The following is a 21,773-nucleotide window of genomic DNA, read 5'->3' as shown; positions in this document are numbered from 1 at the left end:
CCCCCCTCACAGTCCGAAGTGTCCGTCCCCGGCGCCGAACAGTCCCCGGCGCAGCCCCTGTCGGGACGATACACCAGTCTCGTCACTCAGGGACATAGGTTCTCTACGCTCCGTAACGATCAATAGATAGATGAGTACCCACCGCGTCCGAAGGATTGCGGACGGTACTCGAAGGTCTTTCAGTCGCTTGAGGCACCCGTCGTAAGGATCACGTTGCGGAGCGGCTCCCGGTTCACATAACGGTTCAACTGGTCCACCAGGAGCCGCTTGGCGCGCGGAAAGAACGCGGAGGTGGGTCCGCCGACGTGGGGGCTGATGAGTACCCCCGGCGCACGCCACAGGGGGTGTTCGGGCGCCGGCGGCTCCGGATCGGTGACGTCGAGGGCGGCGGTGATGCGGCCGCTCTCGAGTTCGGCGAGCAGGGCCTTGGTGTCGACGACGGGGCCGCGGGCGACGTTGACGAGGAGCGCGCCGTCCTTCATCCGCGACAGGAAGTCGGCTCCGGCCAGGCCGCGGGTGGTTTCGGTGAGCGGCGTGGACAGGATGACGACGTCCGCTTCCGGCAGCAGCGCGGGAAGTGCGGTGAGTGGATGCACCGGACCGCGCGCCGTGGTGCGCTCGGAGCGCGCGACGCGCGCCACCCGCGCCACCTCGAACGGAACGAGCCGGTCCTCGATGGCCTCGCCGATCGAGCCGTATCCCACGATGAGGACGTTCTTGTCGGCGAGCGCGGGCCGGAAGCCGCCCAGCCACTCCCCCCGGTCCTGCGCGCGGACGAAGTCGGGGATCCCGCGCAGCGAGGCCAGGATCAGCGCGAGGGTGAGCTCGCCGGTACTGGCCTCGTGCACCCCGCGCGCATTGCACAGCCGCACGCCCGGAGGCAGGTGCCCGAGCCCCGGCTCCACGTGGTCGATCCCGGCGGACAGGGTCTGCACGACCTGGACGTTGCCCATCCGCCCCATGGGGCGCACGCACAGCGGGCTGGGCTTCATGTAGGGGACGACGTAGAAGGCGCAGTCGGCCGGGTCCGCGGGGAAGTCCTCCTCGCCGTCCCAGAAGCGGTAGTCCGGGCCCTCGGGGAGGCCCTCGATCTCGTCCGGCGGGATGGGCAGCCACACGTCAGCAGTCATGCTCTGGAGGCTATGTCAGGAGCGTGCGACGGCAGAGGTTAGGTTGGGGTGGCTCGAACAGGGAGGGTCACGACCAGGTGGAGCGCAGGACGATCGGCGCGGCGGCGCTCGCGGTGGGGGCCGTCGGACTCGGGTGCATGCCGATGAGCTGGGCCTACAGCGCGTCGAGGCGGCGCGGCGACGAGTCGCTCAGGGCGGTGCACCGGGCGCTCGACCTGGGCGCGTCCCTGCTGGACACGGCCGACATGTACGGCCCCTTCACCAACGAGCTGCTGGTGGGGCGGGCGTTGAAGGAGCGACGGTCCGACGCGTTCGTGTCGACGAAGGTCGGGCTGCTCGTGGGCGACCAGCACATCGTCGCCAACGGCCGCCCCGGGTATGTGAAGCGGGCCTGCGACGCGTCGCTGCGGCGGCTCCAGACGGACGTCATCGACCTCTACCAGCTGCACCGGGCCGACCCCGAGGTGCCGGTGGAGGAGACCTGGGGCGCGATGGCGGAGCTCGTCCAGGCCGGGAAGGTACGGGCGCTGGGCCTGTGCGCGGTGGGGGCGCGGGCCGGCCGCCGGTCCGGGTCCCGGCTGCACGACGGGACGATCCGCCAGCTGGAGCGGGTGCAGCAGGTCTTCCCGGTGAGCGCGGTGCAGGCGGAGCTGTCGGTGTGGTCGCCGGAGGCGCTGGAGACTTTGCTGCCGTGGTGCCGGACGCGGGGTGTGGGTTTCCTCGCCGCGATGCCGCTGGGCAACGGTTACCTGACCGGCCGGCTGCGGCCCGGCGCGGGCTTCGAGGCGGACGACCCGCGCGCCCGGCACCCCCGCTTCACCGCCGAGATGATGGCCGCGAACCAGCCGGTCGTCGCGGGACTGCGCCGCGTGGCCCGCCGGCACGGCACGGACGTCACGCCCGCCCAGGTCGCCCTCGCGTGGGTGCTGGCCCAGGGCCCGCACGTGGTCCCGGTCCCGGGTACGAAGCAGGAGCGCTGGGTCACGGAGAACACGGCCGCGGCGGCACTGCGCCTGACCCTCGACGATCTCAGGGAGATAGCGAAGCTGCCGCCGGCCCAGGGCTCGTGGGACTGAGCCCCGGCCCCACCCCCCGGTGCGTTTCGGGCAAACCCCCTGTTCCCGGTTCGGCGTTCCGTGATCGGGAACCTGGGAGCCGCGAGCGGTGTATGACAGGGAGAGGACCTGCCCCGTCGAAGGGACCATGATCGTGCCACGTCGAGCCGTCCCGACCGTGCTGGCCGCCGCGCTCCTGCTGACGGCCGGTTGTTCCTCCGACGGCGGAGGATCGTCCGGCAAGGACGAGAGCGCCTCCCCGGGCCGTACGGCACCGGGGTCGTCCGCACCGCCGCGGCAGGCCGCCGAGGAGACACCTCCCGCCCGGGGCTCGGTGAAGGTGGTGCGCACCGTCGCCGAGGACCTGGAGTCCCCCTGGGGTCTCGCTCCGCTGCCGGGCGGCGGCCTGCTCGTCGCCTCCCGGGACGACGGGACGATCCTGCGGGTCGACGAGAAGACGGGCAGGAAAACCGAGATGGGCGAGGTGCCGGGGGTCTCGGCGGCCGGCGAGGGCGGCCTCCTCGGTATCGCCCTGTCCCCCGACTACGCCTCGGACCACATGGTCTACGCCTACTTCACCTCGGCCTCCGACAACCGCGTCGTCCGCATGATCTACGACGGGCAGAAGCCCTCCGGCGAGCAGCTCGGCGCGCCCGACACGGTCTTCAAGGGCATCCCCAAGGGCTTCATCCACAACGGCGGCCGCATCGAATTCGGCCCCGACAAGATGCTGTACGTGGGCACGGGCGAGAGCGGCGACACCGGCCTGTCCCAGGACAGGAACTCCCTGGGGGGCAAGATCCTGCGCCTGACCCCGGAGGGCGAGCCGGCGCCGGGCAACCCGTTCCCGGACTCGCCGGTGTACTCCTACGGCCACCGCAATGTGCAGGGCCTCGCCTGGGACGGAAAGCAGCGGCTGTTCGCCGCGGAGTTCGGGCAGGACACCTGGGACGAGCTCAACGCGATCAAGCCGGGCGACAACTACGGCTGGCCGGAGGCCGAGGGCAAGTCCGACGACTCGGAGTTCCACAACCCGATCGACCAGTGGAGCACGGCCGAGGCCTCCCCCAGCGGCATCGCCTATGCCGAGGGGTCGATCTGGATGGCGGGCCTGCGCGGCAAGCGGCTGTGGCGCATCCCGCTGAACGGCACCGAAGCCTCGGCCGAGCCGCAGGCCTTCCTGGAGGGCGAGTACGGCCGGCTGCGCACGGTGGTGCCGGCGGGCGGCGACCGGCTGTGGCTGGTGACCAGCAACACCGACGGCCGGGGCAGCGCGAAGGACGGGGACGACCGGATCCTGGAGCTGCGGGTGAGCTAGGAGCTGCCGTTCGGATCATGCCGGGGGCTGGTGCTCGGGCTCCTCGCCGGACGGGCGTACGACGACCTTCCCGGACGCCAGGTCTATCGGCCCGCGTCCGGGGTCGCCGTCCCCGACGTCCTCACGGGTCAGTTCCAGGCGGTTCTGCTCGTCGCGGGTGTGCTTGCGCCCGGGCGAGAACAGTTCCTCGAACACGTTGAACAACGGTGCCTCCCTGGGCCGCGGGATCCGCGACGTCCTTTTCAGCGTATGCCTCAGCCCGCCGGACCCGGCATGAGCATTTCGGCCGGGAACAGGCCCAGCCGGTGCGCCACCGCCGCGGCCTCGCCCCGCCCGGAGACACCGAGCTTGCCCAGGATGTTGGAGACGTGCACGCTCGCGGTCTTCGGCGAGATGAACAGCTCCTGTGCGATGCGGCGGTTGGTGTGGCCCGCGGCGACCAGGCGCAGCACGTCCCGTTCCCGGCTGGTGAGGCCGAGGGCCTCGGCGGGGTCGGCCGGCCCGGGGCGGGGCTCCGCGGGGGGCGTGAGCGGGAGGCGGGCGCGCCGGCCGAGCACGGTGGCCGCTTCGGCGAGTGGCCGGGCGCCGAGGTGACGGGCGACGGTGTGGGAGAGGCGGAGCAGTTCCGTGGCGCGCTCGCGCTCGTCCTCGCCGCCGCGCGTCAGCAGGGACTCGGCCAGGCGGTACCGGACGCGGGCGAGGTCGTAGGGCCGGGCCAGGGACTCGAAGGCGGCCACCACCTCCGACCAGGTGTCCGGGGTGCTCCGGCCCTCGGCGCGGTGCAGTTCGGCGCGGACCCACTGTTCGTGGGCGAACCAGACGGGGGCATGGGTGGTGAGGCGCTTGACGGTGCCGAAGATGCCGTCCAGGACCTGCTCGCGCCCGTCGCGGGCGGCGGGCAGGGCCCGGGCGTCGGCCTCGGCGGTGGCCGCCTGGAGCAGCAGCGGCCAGGCGTAGCGCTGGGTGCCGAGCGGGAAGCCGGCCTCCAGGGCGCGGGCCAGTTCGGCGCGGGCGTCGGTCAGGCGGCCCTCGGCGGCGGCGACGGCGACGGTGAGGCAGGAGATCGGCAGGTCGTGCTGCGGCATGGGGTCGTGCGGGCCGTAGGAGGCGCGGGCCTCGGCGAGATGGCGGGCAGCCTCAGGCACCTGGCCGCGGGCGAGTGCGAGGAACGCCAGGCTGTTGGCGCCGGCCCCGTAGGGCGCGGCCGTGTGCCCTTGCCGCTGGGCGCTGACGGCCGCCTCGGCGGCCTCGTCCCAGCGCCCCAGGGAGATGAGCGACTCGGCGAGGTTCCCCCAAGCCCAGCCCTCGGACTCGGTCAGTCCCATCCTGGAGGTGAGCCGCAGCCCCTCACGCAGGATCTCCACGGACTCCTCGGAGCGCCCGATGCCTTCCAGGGTGGAGGGCAGGTTCACATGGCTGCGGCCCACGACGACCGCGAGTCCCTGGGCCACCACCTGGTCCCTGACGTCGTACATGTGGGCGAGCCCGGCTTCGATCTGCCCGGCCTCGACCATGAGCCCGCCGAGGGTGAGCCGGGCATTGGACTCGATCTCGTCCGCGCCCACCATGCGCGCGTACTCGACGGCCCGCTCGGCCGCCGTCAGGGCCTCCGGGCCGGGCTCGCGGAGCATCGACCAGTGCGCGGCCGTGGCCAGCACCTCGGCGTGCACCTCGGACGGCGGCAGGCCGCGGACCAGGTCCTGCGCGGTGGCGATCTCCTTCCAGCCGTCGCCCCGGGCGAGCCGCTGCACCAGCCGGGAGCGCTGGATCCAGAACCAGGCGGTGCGCAGGGGGTCGTCCTCGTCGTCCAGCAGGCGCAGCGCCCGCTTGGTGATCTTCAGGGCTCGTTCGCGCTCCCCGCAGAGCCGTCCGGCGACGGCCGCCTCGGCCAGCAGGTCCAGGTAGCGCAGCGGGGTGGAGGCGGGGTCGCAGCCGCAGGGCGGGTAGACCTCGGCGTGGTCGACGGGGCGCAGGGTCCGGCGGACGGCGTCGGGGGCGGCATCCCACAGCTCCATCGCCCGTTCCAGAAGCCGGAGTTGCTCGGAGTAGGCGTGGCGCCGGCGGGCCTCGACGGAGGCTTCGAGGACGGCGGGCAGGGCCTTGGCGGCGTCGTGGGCGTGGTACCAGTAGCTGGCCAGTCGCGTCGCCCGCTGGTCGGCGGGGACGAGGGCCGGGTCGGTCTCCAGGGCTTCGGCGTAGCGGCGGTTGAGGCGGGAGCGTTCGCCGGGGAGAAGGTCGTCGCTGACGGCCTCGCGGACCAGGGAGTGGCGGAAGCGGTAGCCGTCGCCGCCGGGCGCGGGGGCGAGGATGCTGGCGTTCACGGCGGACCGCAGTGCCTCGATGAGATCGTCCTCGGCGAGCCGGGCGACGGCGGACAGCAGCCGGTACTCGACGGTGGAGCCGCCCTCGGCGACGATCCGGGCGACCTGCTGGGCGGCTTCCGGCAGCCCTTCCACGCGGACGAGCAGCAGGTCGCGCAGGGAGTCGGTCAGGCCCGTCCGGCAGCCCCCGTGGGCGGCGACGGCGAGTTCCTCGACGAAGAAGGCGTTGCCGTCGGAGCGTTCGAAGATCGCGTCGACCCGGTCCGGCTCGGGTTCCTGGGCGAGGATCCCGGCGACCTGGCGGCCCACCTCGTCGCGGCTGAAGCGGGCGAGTTCGAGGCGGCGGATCGTGCGGAGCCGGTCGAGTTCGGCGAGCAGGGGCCTGAGCGGGTGGCGGCGGTGGATGTCGTCGGAGCGGTAGGTGGCGAGGACGACGAGGCGACCGGTGCGCAGGGTGCGGAAGAGGTAGGAGAGCAGATGGCGGGTGGAGGCGTCGGCCCAGTGCAGATCCTCCAGGGCGAGCACGACGGTGTGCTCGGCGGCGACCCGCTCCAGCAGGCGTGCGGTGAGCTCGAAGAGGCGGGCCATGCCGTCCTCGTCGTGCCGCCCGGCCCTCGACTCGCCCAGCTCGGGCAGCAGCCGCGCCAGTTCCTCCTCCTGGCCGGCGGCCGCGGCGGTCAGCTCACCGGGGAGTTCGCGGCGCAGTGCGCGCAGTGCGGTGGAGAAGGGGGCGAAGGGCAGCCCGTCGGCGCCGATCTCCACGCAGCCGCCGAGTGCGACCACCGCCCCGCGGCGGCGGGCGGCGGCGGCGAACTCCTCCACCAGGCGGGTCTTGCCGACTCCGGCCTCCCCGCCGATGAGCAGCGCCTGCGGCTCGCCCTCGCGGGCGCGGGCGAGCGCGTCGTGCAACGTGCCCAGTTCCTCGGCACGGCCGACGAACACGGGGCTGACGGACCGGGTCTCCACGGGCCCGAGCATCGCATGCCGGTCCGACAACGCGGCACCGGTTTTCCGTCGAACAGCCGGAGCAGCGGCCGCCGTTCCCGTGCGAACGACGACCGCTGCTCCTTGGACGGCCACGCCCGCGACCGGTCCCGCCCCGCTGTTCACGCGGTCCGGGCGGACCGGAGCCGGCGGAAGCGGCGGCTATGGCTTTCGTGCTCGGCGGAGTCTCCGTTCGCTTCGTGGCGGGCCGCGCGGCGGGCCCGGGCGGCCTCGCGGACCAGGCGCTCGTGGTCGGCGCGGCGGATGAGGTCGGAGGTGCGCAGCTGCTGGAACTCGAACTCGTACATGGAGTGTCCTTGAGAAGTAGCCGGTCACGGAGTGTTTCTCCGTGATGACTTCACTCTCGTCCCCCAGGTGGGGCCGCCACATCGGGAGAGTTCCGCATCTTCGGCGGCGGGAGGGGCCTTAGACGCGGCTGAGGGGCCTCAGGGGTTCCGTAAGGTGCTTACGGAACCGCCTGAGACCCCTCAGGGCTGAGCGCTCTCAGCTCGCGGACGGCAGTCCGAGCAGGACGTCGGTGTACTTGAGGACGGCCAGGAACAGGCCGATGACGCCGAGCGCGACTCCCGCCCAGGCGACGGACTTGATCCAGGGGGCCTGGATCCTGCCGGGCGGGCCGAACGCGGGCCGGGCGAGCGTCACGACGCCGACGACCAGCGCGATCAGCGCGAACAGGCCGCCCCACAGGGCGGTGGTCTGCCAGGCGTCGCCGTAGACCGCCTGGATCTGCTGGGCCACGCCCGCGTTCTGCGCGGTCTCCAGCTGACCGATGAGGTTCTGCCGCGCGGAGGCCACGGTGCCGGTCCAGCTGCCGGTGAGCGAGACGACGCCCAGTGCGGCGGAGACCACGGCTGCGGCGCCCTGGCCGACACCGGAGGGGCTCTCGTCCTTGGTCTTCACGTCGTCGGCCGCGGCCGGGACCTCGGTCTGGGGCGCCTCGTCGGACTCGGTGGTGTCCACCGCCTTCTCGTCAGTCGTGGCCTTGGTGGCCTCGGTCTCGTCCACTGCGTTCGTTGCCATGTTTCGCACCGTAGGGTCGCTGTCTGAGAAGTCTCTTAATGATCGTCGTGAGCGGCACGCGCGCGTGCCGCGCGCCACTCGGGTGCCAGCACCGACCAGACTTCGAGATCGTGCCGTACGCCACCATAGGGGTGGGCCTGGCGTCGCACACCGTCACGGGTCATAGCGAGTCGCCGCGCCACGTTCAGGCTCGGCAGGTTGCCGGAGGCGGCGACCCATTCGACGCGGTGGATGCCGCGCTGCTCGACGGCCCAGTCGATGAGGACCCGCATCGCCCGAGTGACCAGTCCGCGCCCGGTCCCGGCGGGCTCCAGCCAGCAGCCGAGCTCGCAGTTTCCGCTCGCCGCGTCGAAGTTCAGGAACAGCACCCCGCCCACCAGCGTCCCCTCCAGCCACAGGCCGTGCAGGGACCCCGTGTCGGCGGCGCGCATATCGGCGTAGAGCTGGAGCTTCGCCCGGGCCGAGAGCAGGTCCGTCTCGGTCGTCCCGAACGGGATGTACTGGCCGATGAACTCCCGCCCCCGCTCCAGGTGCGCCAGGAACTCCCCGGCGTGCCAGGGTTCCAGGGGCCTCAGTTCGGCGTCGTCACCCAGGGATATCGCGTACATCCCGCTGCCGTTCCTCCTCCGCCAGGACGTCCGCCACCTCGGCGTCCGTCGCGGCGGCCAGCCTCTCATGGGCGGCGCGGCTCTCGGGCGGCTCGATGCTGATGCGCGGCATGCGCTTGTCCAGCCAGCGGGGCAGCCACCAGTTGGCGCCGCCGAGCAGGTGCATCAGGGCCGGGACGAGCAGCGTGCGCAGGACGAAGGCGTCCAGGGCGACGGCGGCGGCCAGGGCGATGCCGAACATGGCGATCACCCGGTCGCCGCTGAGGACGAAGGCCAGGAAGACGGAGATCATGATGACCGCGGCCGAGTTGATCACCCGGCTGGTCTCGGCAAGGCCGACGCGCACGGCCCGGCGGTTGTCGCCGGTCTCCAGCCACTCCTCGTACATCCGGCTGACCAGGAAGACCTGGTAGTCCATGGAGAGGCCGAAGAGCACCGACACCATGATCACGGGCAGGAAGGGCTCGATGGGCCCCGCGCTGCCGAGGCCGAGCAGTTCGCTGCCCCAGCCCCACTGGAAGATCGCGACCACCACCCCGAAGGCGGAGGCCACGGCGGCGACGTTCATCGCGGCGGCCTTCAGTGGTATGCCGATGGACCGGAAGGCCAGCAGGAGCAGCAGGCAGCCCAGGCCGATGACGACCCCGACGAACACCGGCAGCTTGGAGACGATGACGTCGGCGAAGTCGTCGTAGCCGGCCGTCATGCCGCCCACCTGGACATCGAGCGAGGTGCCCGACTCGGCGCGCGGCAGCACCTCGTCGCGCAGCCGGTCGACGAGGTCGCTGGTGTCCTTCGACTGCGGGGAGGACTCAGGGACGACGGTGAGGTACGCGGTGTGGCCGCCGGGGTCGAACGTCACCGGGGTCACCGAGGCGACGCCGTCGGTGGCGCGGAGGGTGCCGTCGAGGTTGTCCAGGGCGAGCTTGTCGTCGGCGCCGTCGACCTCGGTGACGAGGGTGAGCGGGCCGTTCACGCCCGGCCCGAAGCCGTCGGCGAGCAGGTCGTAGGCCTGGCGGGTGGTGGCCGTCTTCGGGTCGTTGCCCTGGTCGGAGGTGCCCAGGTGGAGGGAGAAGGTGGGCAGCGCGAGGACGGCCATGACGACCAGGGCGACCGCGCCGAGCACCTTGGGGTGGCGCTCCACGAACGCCGACCAGCGGGCCGCGAAGCCGGTGGGCAGCTCGGGTTCCGGCCCGTGCTCGGCGAGGCGGCGGCGCTCACGGCGGCTGAGCGCGCGCATGCCGATGAAGGACAGCAGGGCGGGCAGCAGGGTCACGGAGGCGGCGACCGTGAGGATGACGGTGAGGCTGGCCGCTATGGCGACGCCGTTGAGGAAGCTCAGCTGCAGGATCAGCATGCCGAGCAGGGCGATGCACACGGTGGCACCCGCGAAGACGACCGCCCGTCCCGTGGTCGCGACGGCGTTCGTGGCGGCCTCGGCGACGGACAGCCCGCGTTTCAGGCCGCGCCGGTGCCGGGTGACGATGAACAGCGCGTAGTCGATGCCGACGCCGAGCCCGATCAGCAGACCCAGCATCGGCGCGAAGTCGGCGACGGTCATGGCGTGCCCGAGCAGCACGATCCCGGCATAGGCGGTGCCGACGCCGACCAGGGCGGTGGCGATGGGCAGCAGGGAGGCGGCGAGCGAGCCGAAGGCGAGGAACAGCACCACCGCGGCGACGACCACGCCGACGATCTCGGCGAGGTGCCCGCCGGAGGACTCGGTGAGCTCGACGGCGCTGCCGCCCAGCTCCACCCGGAGCCCGTCGGTCTCGGCGCTCTTCGCGGTGTCGACGAGAGCCTGCGCCTCGCCCTCGGCGATGTCCTCGGCCTGGTCGTCGAAGGTGACGGAGGCGTACGCCGTGCGGCCGTCCTCGCTGATGCGGCCCGTGCCCGGCCCGTCGTAGGGGCCGGTGACCGAGGCCACGCCGGGGAGGTTCTCGATCCGGTCCAGGGTGCGGGTCATCGTCTGCTCGACGTCGGCGGCGCGGACGCTGCCGGACGCGGTGTGCCAGACGACGGTGTCGCTGTCCCCGCCGAGCTGCGGGAAGCCCTCGTGCAGCAGCTCGGTGGCGCGGCCCGACTCGGTGCCGGGGACCTGGTAGTCGTTCGAGTACGTGGTGCCGGCGACGGCGGCGCCCGCGGCGATCCCCGCGAAGGCGAGGAGCCACAGCAGGAGGCTGAGCAGACGGCGCTGGACACACCAGCGTGCGAGGGCTGCCACGAATCGTGCTCCCGGAGTTGCCTTGTGTGGATCTTTGACCGGGAACAGTCGTACATGAACTGAACAGCCAGCAAAGAACGCATGAGTAATGCGCTGCCACTCTTACAAACACACGAGATCATTTGTCTGTTTCGTGGGCTTATTCACAGCGGCCGGAATCAGTCGAACTGGTCCCCCAGCGCCATCACCATCACGCCCGCGACCAGCAGCCACAGCGCCCGCCGGGTGCGCCCGCGGGAACCCAGCACGGCTGCGGCAGCGCATACGGCGGCCCCGCCGGCGTACGCGGCCGGGACGAGGGCCGGTGCGGAGCGGGTGAGGCGGAGCAGCGCCGCGGCGAGACCGGCCAAGGTCAGTGCGGCGCCGGTGCCCGCCGCCGTCCAGCGGGCCCGGCGCGCGTCTTCCTCGTCGTCCGCCGGGTCCTCGGTCTCGTCCTGGTCGGCGGCCGCCTCCGAGTCCGCTGTCTCTGGATCGGTGTCGGAATCAGGACGTCCACTCATGGCCGAGACGGTAGCGCGCCGGGCGGGGAAAACCGGGTGCGGGGCCGCCGGGCCGGCTGTTAGCGTCCGTCGGTCCGAGGAACCGCCCGCGGCCTCCCGCCGCCCGGCCGAAGCAGGTGCATTGTTTGACGGTCCGACCGAGCTCCTACGCATCCCCGTTCTTCCTCAAGGACTCAAGGAGCCCGTTCACCGATGTCGGACATCACTTCCCGGACCTCGGACGACCCCCTCACTGACCGTGTGAGCCACCCCGGCTACCCCCGCAGCAACGGCTACGACGCCCGCTGGACCATCGACAACCAGATGGGCCCGCACGCGCTGTGGCTGCTGGAGTGGCTGGCCCCCGCCCTGGGGCTCGACACCCTGAGCCCCGGCTCCCGGGTGCTCGACCTGGGCTGCGGACGTGCCATGACGTCGATCTTCCTCGCCAAGGAGTACGACGTTCAGGTCGTCGCCGCCGACCTGTGGATCAAGCCCGACGACAACGCCGGGCGTATCGCCGAGGCGGGTGTCGCCGACCGGGTCCTGCCCGTGTTCGCCGAGGCCCATGACCTGCCCTTCGGCGAGGGCACCTTCGACGCGATCGTCTCGGTCGACGCCTACCAGTACTTCGGCACCAACGACCTGTACCTGCCCACTCTGACCCGGCTGCTGAAGCCGGGCGGGCGGATCGGTGTCGTGATGCCGGCGCTGCGGGAGGAGCCGGAGGGCGACGAGCCGCCGGCGCACCTGAAGGAGTACTGGGAGAAGGATCCCGGCTTCTGGGCCTTCCACTCCCCCGCCTGGTGGCGGCGGCTGTGGGCCCGCAGCGGGGCCGTCGAGGTCGAGACGGCCGACTGGCTCGACGACGGCTGGCGCGACTGGCTGCTGTGGAGCGAGGTCTGCGCCGAGGAGAGCACGAGCGAGTTCATGGCCGACATGGCCCGCTGGTCGGTCGAGCTGATGCACGCCGACGTGGAGCATGTCCTGGGCTTCGCCCGGGTCGTCGGCCGCCGCGTGTAAGCGCCGAGGGGGGATGCACCGGGTCCGGTGCATCCCCCCTCGTCGGGTCCGCCGGGGTCAGCCCTCGCTGACGCCCAGCTTCTCCAGGATGAGCTCCTTGACGCGGGCCGCGTCGGCCTGGCCGCGGGTGGCCTTCATGACCGCGCCGACCAGCGCACCGGCCGCGGCCACCTTGCCGCCGCGGATCTTGTCCGCGACGCCCGGGTTGCCGGCGATGGCCTCCTCGACGGCGGTGGTGAGGGCGCCCTCGTCGGAGACGACCTTCAGACCGCGCTTGTCGACGACCTCGTCCGGGGTGCCCTCGCCCGCGAGGACGCCCTCGATGACCTGCCGGGCCAGCTTGTCGTTCAGGTCGCCCTTCGCGACGAGCTCGGTGACGCGGGCGACCTGCGCCGGCGTGATCGCGAGCTCGTCGAGCGACTTGCCCGACTCGTTGGCGCTGCGGGCCAGCTCGCCCATCCACCACTTGCGGGCGGAGGCGGCGTCGGCCCCGGACTCGATCGTGGCGACGATGGGCTCCAGCGCACCGGCGTTGAGGATCGCCTGCATGTCGGTGGCCGTGATGCCCCACTCCTCACGGAGCCGGCTGCGGCGGACCAGCGGCAGCTCGGGCAGCCCGGCCCGGAGCTCCTCGACCCACTCACGGGACGGGGCCACCGGGACGAGGTCGGGCTCCGGGAAGTACCGGTAGTCCTCGGCCTCCTCCTTCACCCGGCCCGAGGTCGTCGACCCGGTGTCCTCGTGGAAGTGCCGGGTCTCCTGGATGATCGTGCCGCCGGACGACAGCACGGCCGCGTGCCGCTGGATCTCGAAGCGGGCCGCGCGCTCCACGGACCTGAGCGAGTTGACGTTCTTCGTCTCGGAGCGGGTGCCGAACTTCTCGGTGCCGTGCGGGCGCAGCGACAGGTTCACGTCGCAGCGCATCTGGCCCATCTCCATCCGGGCCTCGGAGACGCCGAGCGCCTTGATGAGCTCGCGCAGCTCACGGACGTAGGCCCGCGCGACCTCGGGGGCACGTTCGCCCGCGCCCTCGATCGGCTTGGTGACGATCTCGATGAGCGGGATGCCGGCGCGGTTGTAGTCCAGCAGCGAGTGCGAGGCGCCGTGGATACGGCCCGTCGCGCCACCGACGTGCGTCGACTTGCCGGTGTCCTCCTCCATGTGGGCGCGCTCGATCTGCACGCGGAAGGTCTCGCCGTCCTCCAGCTGCACGTCGAGGTAGCCGTTGAAGGCGATCGGCTCGTCGTACTGGGAGGTCTGGAAGTTCTTCGGCATGTCCGGATAGAAGTAGTTCTTCCGGGCGAAGCGGCACCATTCGGCGATCTCGCAGTTCAGTGCGAGGCCGATCTTGATGGCGGACTCGACGCCGGTCGCGTTGACGACCGGGAGCGCGCCGGGCATGCCGAGGCAGACCGGGCAGGTCTGCGTGTTGGCGTCCTGGCCGAGAGCGGTCGAGCAGCCGCAGAACATCTTGGTCTTGGTGCCGAGTTCGACATGGACTTCGAGGCCCATGACGGGGTCGTACGACGCGAGTGCGTCCTCGTACGACACCAGGTCGGTCGTGGTGGTCACGGTGAGTACTTCCCTCTCAGCCCAGCAGGACGTCGTCGTCGCCCAGCCGCTTCAGCTCGCGGTAGAGAATGGCCAGGTTGGTGACGACCGCGGCTCCGGTCACGACGGCGTCGAGCAGCCGCAGCGTGTCGCTGTCCCCGCGGGCCTTCTTGATCTGCTTGTAGACACCGACGGCGCCGAACGCCGACGTGGCCATCGACACGTAGAGACCGGACTTGGAGCTCTTGAAGCCCTTGGCCTTGGACAGTGCGCTCACAGTGACGGAGCCTCCTCGATCAGCGGGTGGCCCCACTTTTCCACGAAGGCGGCCTCGACGGCGGCACCCACCTTGTACAGGCGGTCGTCCTTCATGACGGGGGCGATGATCTGCAGGCCGACCGGGAGGTTGTCCTCCGGGGCGAGGCCGCACGGCAGCGACATGGCCGCGTTGCCCGCCAGGTTGGTCGGGATGGTGCACAGGTCGGCGAGGTACATCGCCATGGGGTCGTCGGCCCGCTCGCCGATCGCGAAGGCGGTGGTCGGGGTGGTCGGGGAGACGATCACGTCGACCTGCTCGAACGCCTTGTCGAAGTCCTGCTTGATGAGCGTGCGGACCTTCTGGGCGCTGCCGTAGTAGGCGTCGTAGTAGCCGCTCGACAGGGCGTACGTGCCGAGCATGATGCGGCGCTTGACCTCGGGGCCGAATCCGGCCTCGCGGGTGAGGGAGGTGACCTCCTCTGCGGAGTGCGTGCCGTCGTCGCCGGTCCGCAGGCCGTAGCGCAGGCCGTCGAAGCGGGCGAGGTTGGAGGAGCACTCGGACGGCGCGATCAGGTAGTACGCCGACAGCGCCAGGTCGAAGGACGGGCAGTCCAGCTCGACGATCTCGGCGCCCAGCTCCTTGAGCAGCACGACGGACTCGTCGAACCGCTGGATGACGCCGGCCTGGTAGCCCTCGCCGCGGAACTGCTTGACGACGCCGACGCGCATGCCCTCGACCGAGCCGTTGCGGGCGGCCTCGACGACCGACGGGACCGGGGCGTCGATGGACGTGGAGTCGAGCGGGTCGTGCCCGGCGATGACCTCGTGCAGCAGGGCCGCGTCCAGGACCGTGCGGGCGCAGGGCCCGCCCTGGTCGAGGGAGGACGAGAAGGCGACCATGCCGTAGCGCGACACCGCGCCGTACGTCGGCTTCACACCGACCGTGCCGGTGACGGCGGCGGGCTGGCGGATGGAGCCGCCGGTGTCCGTGCCGATGGCGAGCGGGGCCTGGAAGGAGGCCAGCGCGGCGGACGAGCCGCCACCGGAACCGCCGGGGATCTTGGTCAGGTCCCAGGGGTTGCCGGTCGGGCCGTAGGCGCTGTTCTCGGTGGAGGACCCCATGGCGAACTCGTCCATGTTGGTCTTGCCGAGGATGACGACGTCGGCGGCCTTCAGACGCTGGGTGACGGTCGCGTCGTAGGGCGGGATCCAGCCCTCGAGGATCTTCGAGCCGACCGTGGTCGGGATGCCCTCGGTGGTGAAGATGTCCTTCAGCGCGAGGGGCACACCGGCCAGCGGCCCGAGCTTCTCGCCCTTGGCGCGCTTGTCGTCCACGGCGCGGGCCTGGGCGAGGGCGCCCTCGCGGTCGACGTGCAGGAAGGCGTGCACCTTCTCGTCGACGGCCTCGATGCGGGCGAGGTGGGCCTCGGTGACCTCGACGGCCGTGAGTTCGCCGGAGGCGATCTTCGCGGCGGTCTCGGCGGCCGTGAGCTTGATGATGGTGACGTTGTCCGTCATGGCGGTTAGTCCTCCCCCAGGATCTGCGGCACCTTGAAACGCTGCTGCTCCTGGGCCGGGGCGCCGGAGAGCGCCTGCTCGGGGGTGAGCGACGGACGGACCTCGTCCGCCCGCATGACGTTCGTCAGCGGGAGCGGGTGCGAGGTCGGCGGTACGTCTTGGTCGGCGACCTCGCTGACGCGGGCGACCGCGCCGATGATGTCGTCCAGCTGTCCCGCGAAGTGGTCGAGCTCTTCGGGCTTCAGCTCCAGACGCGCCAGCCGGGCGAGGTGGGCGACCTCCTCGCGCGTGATGCCAGGCATGCAGCGATCCTCTGGGGTGAGTGAATGTGGTTTGGCCTAATCCTATGGGGCGGGAGGGCGTGCCCGTGAAACGGTTTGCCGCCCCTGAGGCTCACGGGGCGCGCTCAGACCGCGAAGAGCAGTCCGGCAGTGATCAGGACGACGACCGCGGTGGCGAAGTGGATCCCGAAGGCCACCGCCCTCGCACCGCCGTGACGCAGCACGATCAGCGTGTCGCCGAGCGGCACGAGTGTCACGCCGAGCATGAACCAGGCCTCGGCCCGGGCCCCCGCGAAGGCGAGCAGTGCCAGACCGACCAGCCCGAAGGTTCCGTCCCGCAGGCCCTTGATCGTCAGGTAGGCGCCGGCGTCGCCGCCGGGGTCGGCCGGGACGCCGTAACCGGCAGCGGAAGGGGCCGGCTGGAACAGGAACCGGTAGCCGAGGAACAGGCAGAACAGGTTGAGCACGACAGCCAGGGTGTACGCGGCGACGGTCACGTCTCTTCTCCTTGCTAGCAGCGCTAGGGATGAGAGCGAAGCTAGCAGAGCAACGACAGGAACGCTAGCAGTGCTAGAATTCCTCGTATGACGATCCAGACGCGCCGGGAGCGCGAACGAGCCGAACGCGAGCGGCTGATCGTGACGGCCGCACGGGAACTGGCGGAGGCGGAAGGCTGGGACGCGGTGACCACGCGCCGGCTCGCCGGCGAGATCGAGTACAGCCAGCCGGTCCTCTACAGCCACTTCAAGGGCAAGGGCGCGATCATGGCGGCGGTGGCGGTACAGGGCTGCGCGGACCTGGCCGACGAGCTGCGGGCGGCGCGCGCGGCTGCCGGCAGCGCCCGCGAGGCACTGACGGCGGTGGGCCGGGCGTACACCGCCTTCGCCCGGCGGCGGCCCGCGCTCTACGACGCGATGTTCACGCTCGCCGTGGACCTGCCGTTCGCCACCCCCGAGGCGCCAGCGGCCCTCCAGGACGCCTTCGGTGAACTGCTGCAGGCCGTCCAGCCGGTCGCGGCCGAGGGCGAGGACACGGGGTTGCTGACGGAGACGTACTGGGCCGGGTTGCACGGACTGGTGACCCTGATGCGCAGTGGCCGGCTGCCCGAGGAGGCACACGAGCGACGACTGGCCCTGCTGATCGGCCACTTCGTGCCGGAGGGAACGGGCTGAGCGCTCGTCCGAGAGAGAAGCAGCGCCCTACCGCGTGGCACGAACCGCTGCCGCGCCCTGTGCCCGAACCGCGGAGCCGGGCGGGTGGAAAGGCCCGGCGGGAGAGGCCTACTCGTCGGCCGTCGCCGCGGGCAGCGCGGCGCGCGGTCGCTGCCACCCCCGGGGTCCCCGCGCCCGCAGCCACGCCGTGGTCTCCTCCGGGGGCATCGCGGCGGCGACCAGCCAGCCCTGGACGGCGTCGCAGCCGAGATCGCGCAGGCGTTCCCAGGTCTCGTCGTCCTCGACACCCTCGGCGACGACGAGCAGGCCGAGTGAGTGGGCGAGGTCGACCGTGCAGCGCACGATCTCGGCGTCTTCCGTGTCCACCGCGAGCCGGGCCACGAACGAACGGTCGATCTTCAGCTCGCTGACCGGGAGCCTGCGCAGGTGCACGAGCGAGGAGTAGCCCGTGCCGAAGTCGTCCAGGGACATCTTCACGCCGTGCGCGGTCAGTTGGTTGAGGGTGTCGGCGGCGCGCTGCGGGTCCTCCAGGAGGACGTGCTCGGTGATCTCCAGTTGGAGCGCTCCCGCCGGCACGCCGTGCCGGGCCAGCCGGGCGGCGACGGAGCCGGCGAAGCCGGGGGTGTGCACGTCGCGCGGGGAGACGTTCACCGCGACCGGGACGAACAGGCCCTGGCTTCGCCAGAGCGCGACCTGGCCGAGCGCGGTCTCCAGCACGTACTCGGTGAGATGCGGCATCAGGCCCGAGGACTCGGCGATCGCTATGAACTCGTCCGGCGGCACCTTGCCCCGCTCCGGGTGCACCCAGCGGACCAGGGCCTCCAGGCCCGCGACCTGCCCGTCGAAACGGACCTTGGGCTGGTAGTGCAGATGCACCTCGTGCGCGTCGAGGGCGCGGCGCAGATCGCCCAGCAGGCCGAGGCGGTCGGGGGTGTTGGAGTCGCGCTTGGACTCGTAGACCTCGACGCCGGTGCGGTCCCGCTTCGCCTGGTACATCGCCACATCCGCCCGCCGCAGCAGCCCTTCGGCGTCCAGGGCGTGGTCGGGGAAGACGGCGACTCCGGCGCTGGCCTCCAGGACGAGGGTGAGGCCGTCGAGGTCGAGGGGGGAGCTGAGGGCGGCGACGAGGTTGCGGGCGATCCGGGTCGCGGAGGTCGTGGAGTCGGCGACCGGCAGTAAGACGGCGAACTCGTCCCCGCCGAGCCGGGCGGCCTCCGCCCCGCGCGGCAGCGCCACCCGCAGCCGGTCGGCGATCTGCAGCAGCAGCCGGTCACCGGCGAGATGACCCAGCGTGTCGTTGACCGACCGGAACCGGTCGAGGTCGATCAGCATCAGCGCGGCGCGGGCGTCGATCCGCTCCGCGTCGTCCAGCGCGGTCCAGATGCGCTCCAGCAGCCACTGGCGGTTGGGCAGCCCGGTCAGCGGGTCGCGCAGCTGCTCCTCCGCGCGGGCCCTGGCTATCCACAGGGTGGAGTCCAGCGCGATCAGCGGGATGGCGAACAGCGGCAGCAGGATCGGCTTGGCCACGGCGACCACGCAGACCAGCGGCGCGATGCCCAGCAGCGCGACGGCGACCAGGCCCTGTCTGACCAGGGCGGTGCGGGCGACGGTCGGCAGTCCGGGGCGCGGGGCGTGCAGGTACCAGAGCAGGACGCGGGTGACCGTCAGGTAGGCGACGGCGACCAGGGCCACCTCGGGTGCCGTGGCGAGCGTCCAGGCGGCGGGCTCCGCCGGGGACTCGACGGACGGCACGGTTCCGAAGACGCCCAGCACGAGCGCGCCGGCGCCGATGCCCAGGAGGTCGACCGCGCCGTGCAGCACGCCCTGGCGCCAGCGGTTGCGGCGGGCCACGCCGACCAGCACGACGACCGTGAGGCTGACCATGCCGGCCGGAACCCATCCGTAGAGCAGCAGCACGGCGAGGGTGAGGGCGGCGCCCGAGCCGGTGCCGCCCCACCAGCGGGAGCGGCCCAGCATGACGAGGTGGCCGACGATGATGCCGGTGAGCACCGCCAGCGCCCAGCCGGCCGTGCCCGACGGGAAGAGCGCGTGGCCGCCGGTGAAGGCACGGTAGAAGCCGGCGCCCAGGACGAACCCGGCCGCCGCGACGACGGCCGCGGGCAGCGCGGGCCAGGAATGGTGCTGTTCGGGGTGTTCGGTGATCTGCTGTGCGCCGGAGCCGTCCGCGGCGCGCCCCCCGCCGCCACGCGCTTCCGGGGTGTACTGTCCGACGGCGCGCACCTCCGTAACCGGACGTCCCGTCGGCCGCCCGGCCCCACGGACTGCACGCCATGCGACCGCCAAGCGGCGCAGGCGCAGCCGTGAGCCCGGCACGGCGCTCTCGGTCGGTTCCATTCCCGTCCCTCTCACAGCCGGCGGTGCCCACGCCCCGCGGCCCGGTGCCCGACAACCCTCAACGGCCCGCGCCCGAAAACCCTTCCCCGCGCTCTGTACGAGCACGAAGATGCCCCGACCGCAGCTGGGCACGGCAGGCGCACATCTCAACAGTAGGCCGCAGAAGGCTTCCACGGGCGGCGGTCGCCGACGGTTGCCCGAATGCGCCCCGGCCACCCGTATGCATCTGGTATGCGCCGAACGGGTGGCCTTCAACCGCTACTCCTCGGCCGAAAGGGCGACTTCGGCCGCCGCGTCCGGTCCCTGCTCGAGCAGGACCCCGAAACCCTCCTCGTTCAGGACCGGAACCTTCAGCTGCATCGCCTTGTCGTACTTCGACCCGGGGCTGTCCCCCACCACGACGAACGAGGTCTTCTTCGACACCGAACCGGTCACCTTCGCTCCGCGGCTCTGCAGCGCCTCCTTGGCGCCGTCCCGCGTGAAGTGCTCGAGGGTGCCGGTGACGACGACGGTGAGGCCTTCGAGGGGGCGCGGTCCCTCATCCTCGCCGGTGCTCTCGGCCTCCATGCGGACGCCGGCGGCCTTCCACTTGCGGATGATGTCGCGGTGCCAGTCCTCGGCGAACCACTGCTTGAGGGAGGCGGCGATGGTCGGCCCGACGCCCTCGGTGACCGCCAGCTCCTCCTCCGAGGCCTGGTCGATGCGCTCGATCGAGCGGAACTCGCGGGCCAGCGCCTCGGCCGCGACGGGTCCGACGTGACGGATCGACAGGCTGGTGATGACGCGGGCGAGGGGGCGCTCCTTGGCCGCCGCGATGTTCTCCAGCATGGCGACCGCGTTCTTGCGGGGGTTGCCCTCCTGGTTGGCGAAGATCGTGGCGACCTTCTCCTCGCCCGTCTTCGGGTCGCGCTTGGGCAGCCCGCTGTCCGGGTCGAGGACGTAGGCCTTGATGGGCAGCAGCTGCTCGATGGTGAGGTCGAACAGGTCGCCCTCGTCGACCAGCGGCGGCGTCTTCGGCTCCAGCGGGGCGGTGAGGGCGGCCGCGGCGACGTAGCCGAAGTGCTCGATGTCCAGGGCCTTGCGGCCCGCGAGGTAGAACAGCCGCTCGCGCAACTGGGCCGGGCAGGTGCGGGCGTTCGGGCAGCGCAGGTCGACGTCGCCCTCCTTCATCGGCCGCAGCGCCGTGCCGCACTCGGGGCACTCGGCCGGCATGACGAACTCGCGCTCGCTGCCGTCGCGCAGGTCGGCGACGGGGCCGAGGATCTCCGGGATGACGTCACCGGCCTTGCGCAGCACGACCGTGTCCCCGATGAGGACGCCCTTGGCCTTGACCACGTCCTGGTTGTGGAGTGTCGCGAACTCGACCTCGGAGCCCGCGACCGTGACCGGTTCGACCTGGGCGTACGGGGTGACGCGGCCCGTGCGGCCCACACCCACGCGGATGTTGACGAGCTTGGTGTTGACCTCCTCCGGCGCGTACTTGTACGCGATCGCCCAGCGCGGGGCGCGCGAGGTGGAGCCGAGGCGGCCCTGGAGGGGGATCTGGTCGAGCTTGACGACGACGCCGTCGATCTCGTGCTCCACGGAGTGGCGGTTCTCGCCGAAGTAGGCGATGAACTCCCGTACGCCTTCCAGGCCGTCGACGACGTTGTTGTGCCGGGAGGTGGGCAGGCCCCAGGTCTTGAGGAGGTCGTAGGCCTGGGAGAGCCGGGTCAGGCCGGTGAAGCCCTCCAGGGCGCCGATGCCGTGGACCACCATGTGCAGGGGGCGGGTGGCCGTGACGCGTGGGTCCTTCTGGCGCAGTGAACCGGCCGCCGCGTTGCGCGGGTTGGCGAACGGCTTGTCACCGGCCTCGACGAGGCGGGCGTTGAGCTCCTGGAACTTCTCCATCGGGAAGTAGACCTCGCCGCGGATCTCCACGAGGTCGGGGACGTCGTCGCCCTTGAGACGGTCGGGGATCTCCGCGATCGTCCGCACGTTCGGTGTGATGTCCTCGCCGGTGCGGCCGTCGCCGCGGGTGGCCGCGCGGGTGAGGCGGCCGTGCTCGTAGGTGAGGTTCACCGCGAGGCCGTCGACCTTGAGCTCGCACAGGAAGTGGTACTCCTGCTCGCCCAGTTCCCTGGCGATGCGCTCCGTCCAGGCGGCCATCTCCTCGTCGTTGAACGTGTTGTCGAGGGAGAGCATCCGCTGGCGGTGCGCGACCGCCGTGAACTCCGTCTCGTAGGACCCGGAGACCTTCTGGGTCGGCGAGTCCGGCGTGCGCAGCTCCGGGTACTCCTCCTCCAACGCCTCCAGGGAACGCAGCAGCTGGTCGAACTCCGCGTCGCTGACGACGGGAGCGTCGTTCACGTAGTAGCGGAAGCGGTGCTCCTCGATCTGCTCCGCGAGGCGCGCGTGCTTCTCCCGTGCCTCTGCGGGCACCGTCGTCGTCTCCGCTTGCTTGTCGCCGGCCACC

General features: G+C 71.8%; 19 protein-coding genes. 4 read left to right on the top strand and 15 right to left on the bottom strand.

Going from position 1 to position 21,773, the window contains the following annotated elements:
* Positions 1 to 179: 179 nt before the first annotated feature.
* The gene (locus tag IO24_RS0122160; RefSeq protein WP_031137986.1) at positions 180 to 1,130 is read right to left on the bottom strand and encodes a 2-hydroxyacid dehydrogenase; all 951 of its coding nucleotides are present in this window, start codon (positions 1,128 to 1,130) and stop codon (positions 180 to 182) included.
* Positions 1,131 to 1,207: 77 nt separating this feature from the next.
* Here IO24_RS0122160 and IO24_RS0122155 point away from each other — a divergent pair, with 77 nt between their 5' ends.
* Positions 1,208 to 2,206, top strand: coding sequence for an aldo/keto reductase (locus tag IO24_RS0122155; protein ID WP_031137984.1), 999 nt, complete (start codon positions 1,208 to 1,210; stop codon positions 2,204 to 2,206).
* 127 nt (positions 2,207 to 2,333) lie between these two features.
* Positions 2,334 to 3,503, top strand: coding sequence for a PQQ-dependent sugar dehydrogenase (locus IO24_RS0122150; RefSeq protein ID WP_031137982.1), 1,170 nt, complete (start codon positions 2,334 to 2,336; stop codon positions 3,501 to 3,503).
* Between the two features lie 15 nt (positions 3,504 to 3,518).
* On the opposite strand, the gene IO24_RS0122145 is transcribed toward IO24_RS0122150, so the two are convergent.
* The 7 genes from IO24_RS0122145 to IO24_RS0122115 form a co-directional block, all read right to left on the bottom strand.
* Positions 3,519 to 3,698, bottom strand: a complete 180-nt coding sequence (locus tag IO24_RS0122145) for a DUF6191 domain-containing protein (protein WP_234335338.1) — start codon at positions 3,696 to 3,698, stop codon at positions 3,519 to 3,521.
* 59 nt (positions 3,699 to 3,757) lie between these two features.
* Positions 3,758 to 6,802 carry a helix-turn-helix transcriptional regulator gene (locus IO24_RS0122140; RefSeq protein ID WP_037668193.1) on the bottom strand — a complete coding sequence of 1,015 codons (3,045 nt, stop codon included), beginning with the start codon at positions 6,800 to 6,802 and terminating at the stop codon, positions 3,758 to 3,760.
* A 128-nt stretch (positions 6,803 to 6,930) separates the two neighbouring features.
* Positions 6,931 to 7,116: a hypothetical protein gene (locus IO24_RS0122135; RefSeq protein WP_031137976.1), complete on the bottom strand. Its 186-nt coding sequence runs from the start codon at positions 7,114 to 7,116 to the stop codon at positions 6,931 to 6,933.
* 196 nt (positions 7,117 to 7,312) lie between these two features.
* Entirely contained in the window at positions 7,313 to 7,849 is a 537-nt protein-coding gene (locus IO24_RS0122130) for a hypothetical protein (protein WP_031137973.1), read from the bottom strand.
* Between the two features lie 35 nt (positions 7,850 to 7,884).
* Positions 7,885 to 8,457 (bottom strand): GNAT family N-acetyltransferase, encoded by a 573-nt coding sequence (locus IO24_RS0122125; protein ID WP_031137971.1) that lies wholly within the window; start codon positions 8,455 to 8,457, stop codon positions 7,885 to 7,887.
* Positions 8,435 to 10,681 carry an MMPL family transporter gene (locus tag IO24_RS0122120; protein ID WP_031137969.1) on the bottom strand — a complete coding sequence of 749 codons (2,247 nt, stop codon included), beginning with the start codon at positions 10,679 to 10,681 and terminating at the stop codon, positions 8,435 to 8,437. Before IO24_RS0122120 ends, IO24_RS0122125 begins: the two co-directional genes overlap by 23 nt.
* A gap of 158 nt (positions 10,682 to 10,839) precedes the next feature.
* Positions 10,840 to 11,181, bottom strand: coding sequence for a hypothetical protein (locus IO24_RS0122115; RefSeq protein WP_031137967.1), 342 nt, complete (start codon positions 11,179 to 11,181; stop codon positions 10,840 to 10,842).
* Between the two features lie 192 nt (positions 11,182 to 11,373).
* Here IO24_RS0122115 and IO24_RS0122110 point away from each other — a divergent pair, with 192 nt between their 5' ends.
* Positions 11,374 to 12,183: an SAM-dependent methyltransferase gene (locus tag IO24_RS0122110; RefSeq protein ID WP_031137965.1), complete on the top strand. Its 810-nt coding sequence runs from the start codon at positions 11,374 to 11,376 to the stop codon at positions 12,181 to 12,183.
* Between the two features lie 57 nt (positions 12,184 to 12,240).
* Here the strand turns inward: IO24_RS0122110 and gatB are convergent, their stop codons facing one another.
* The 5 genes from gatB to IO24_RS0122085 all read right to left on the bottom strand — a co-directional run bounded on the left by gatB (position 12,241) and on the right by IO24_RS0122085 (position 16,288).
* Complete coding sequence (gatB, locus tag IO24_RS0122105) at positions 12,241 to 13,755, bottom strand: Asp-tRNA(Asn)/Glu-tRNA(Gln) amidotransferase subunit GatB (RefSeq protein WP_031137963.1); 1,515 nt, start codon at positions 13,753 to 13,755, stop codon at positions 12,241 to 12,243.
* 16 nt (positions 13,756 to 13,771) lie between these two features.
* Complete coding sequence (locus IO24_RS0122100) at positions 13,772 to 14,011, bottom strand: hypothetical protein (RefSeq protein WP_031137961.1); 240 nt, start codon at positions 14,009 to 14,011, stop codon at positions 13,772 to 13,774.
* Positions 14,008 to 15,510, bottom strand: coding sequence for an Asp-tRNA(Asn)/Glu-tRNA(Gln) amidotransferase subunit GatA (gatA, locus tag IO24_RS0122095; protein ID WP_031137959.1), 1,503 nt, complete (start codon positions 15,508 to 15,510; stop codon positions 14,008 to 14,010). Before gatA ends, IO24_RS0122100 begins: the two co-directional genes overlap by 4 nt.
* Positions 15,511 to 15,515: 5 nt before the next feature.
* Positions 15,516 to 15,812, bottom strand: coding sequence for an Asp-tRNA(Asn)/Glu-tRNA(Gln) amidotransferase subunit GatC (gatC, locus tag IO24_RS0122090; RefSeq protein WP_018531282.1), 297 nt, complete (start codon positions 15,810 to 15,812; stop codon positions 15,516 to 15,518).
* A gap of 104 nt (positions 15,813 to 15,916) precedes the next feature.
* Positions 15,917 to 16,288, bottom strand: coding sequence for a DUF4267 domain-containing protein (locus IO24_RS0122085; protein WP_031137955.1), 372 nt, complete (start codon positions 16,286 to 16,288; stop codon positions 15,917 to 15,919).
* Between the two features lie 87 nt (positions 16,289 to 16,375).
* Between IO24_RS0122085 and IO24_RS0122080 the strand changes: the two genes are divergently transcribed.
* The gene (locus IO24_RS0122080) at positions 16,376 to 16,963 is read left to right on the top strand and encodes a TetR/AcrR family transcriptional regulator (protein ID WP_031137953.1); all 588 of its coding nucleotides are present in this window, start codon (positions 16,376 to 16,378) and stop codon (positions 16,961 to 16,963) included.
* A 108-nt stretch (positions 16,964 to 17,071) separates the two neighbouring features.
* On the opposite strand, the gene IO24_RS0122075 is transcribed toward IO24_RS0122080, so the two are convergent.
* Together IO24_RS0122075 and ligA are read right to left on the bottom strand one after the other, a co-directional pair.
* On the bottom strand, positions 17,072 to 19,318 hold the full coding sequence (locus IO24_RS0122075; protein WP_031137951.1) for a putative bifunctional diguanylate cyclase/phosphodiesterase: 2,247 nt from the start codon (positions 19,316 to 19,318) through the stop codon (positions 17,072 to 17,074).
* Positions 19,319 to 19,576: 258 nt separating this feature from the next.
* Positions 19,577 to 21,772, bottom strand: a complete 2,196-nt coding sequence (gene ligA, locus IO24_RS0122070) for an NAD-dependent DNA ligase LigA (protein WP_031137949.1) — start codon at positions 21,770 to 21,772, stop codon at positions 19,577 to 19,579.
* Position 21,773 lies beyond the last annotated feature (1 nt).

This window comes from Streptomyces flavovariabilis (assembly GCF_000725785.1).
Taxonomy (GTDB): Bacteria; Actinomycetota; Actinomycetes; order Streptomycetales; family Streptomycetaceae; genus Streptomyces; species Streptomyces hawaiiensis.
Note: the sequence above shows the minus strand (reverse complement) of the source record. Positions and strands in the feature narration are given on the sequence as shown.

Excerpts from the sequence above, each read along its gene's own strand:
- IO24_RS0122115 (WP_031137967.1), bottom strand. The coding sequence starts at position 11,181 with ATGAGTGGACGTCCTGATTCCGACACCGATCCAGAGACAGCGGACTCG.
- IO24_RS0122135 (WP_031137976.1), bottom strand. The coding sequence starts at position 7,116 with ATGTACGAGTTCGAGTTCCAGCAGCTGCGCACCTCCGACCTCATCCGC.
- IO24_RS0122130 (WP_031137973.1), bottom strand. The coding sequence starts at position 7,849 with ATGGCAACGAACGCAGTGGACGAGACCGAGGCCACCAAGGCCACGACT.
- IO24_RS0122140 (WP_037668193.1), bottom strand. The coding sequence starts at position 6,802 with ATGCTCGGGCCCGTGGAGACCCGGTCCGTCAGCCCCGTGTTCGTCGGC.
- gatA (WP_031137959.1), bottom strand. The coding sequence starts at position 15,510 with ATGACGGACAACGTCACCATCATCAAGCTCACGGCCGCCGAGACCGCC.
- IO24_RS0122160 (WP_031137986.1), bottom strand. The coding sequence starts at position 1,130 with ATGACTGCTGACGTGTGGCTGCCCATCCCGCCGGACGAGATCGAGGGC.
- IO24_RS0122080 (WP_031137953.1), top strand. The coding sequence starts at position 16,376 with ATGACGATCCAGACGCGCCGGGAGCGCGAACGAGCCGAACGCGAGCGG.
- IO24_RS0122075 (WP_031137951.1), bottom strand. The coding sequence starts at position 19,318 with ATGGAACCGACCGAGAGCGCCGTGCCGGGCTCACGGCTGCGCCTGCGC.
- IO24_RS0122150 (WP_031137982.1), top strand. The coding sequence starts at position 2,334 with ATGATCGTGCCACGTCGAGCCGTCCCGACCGTGCTGGCCGCCGCGCTC.
- gatC (WP_018531282.1), bottom strand. The coding sequence starts at position 15,812 with ATGCCTGGCATCACGCGCGAGGAGGTCGCCCACCTCGCCCGGCTGGCG.
- IO24_RS0122110 (WP_031137965.1), top strand. The coding sequence starts at position 11,374 with ATGTCGGACATCACTTCCCGGACCTCGGACGACCCCCTCACTGACCGT.
- IO24_RS0122125 (WP_031137971.1), bottom strand. The coding sequence starts at position 8,457 with ATGTACGCGATATCCCTGGGTGACGACGCCGAACTGAGGCCCCTGGAA.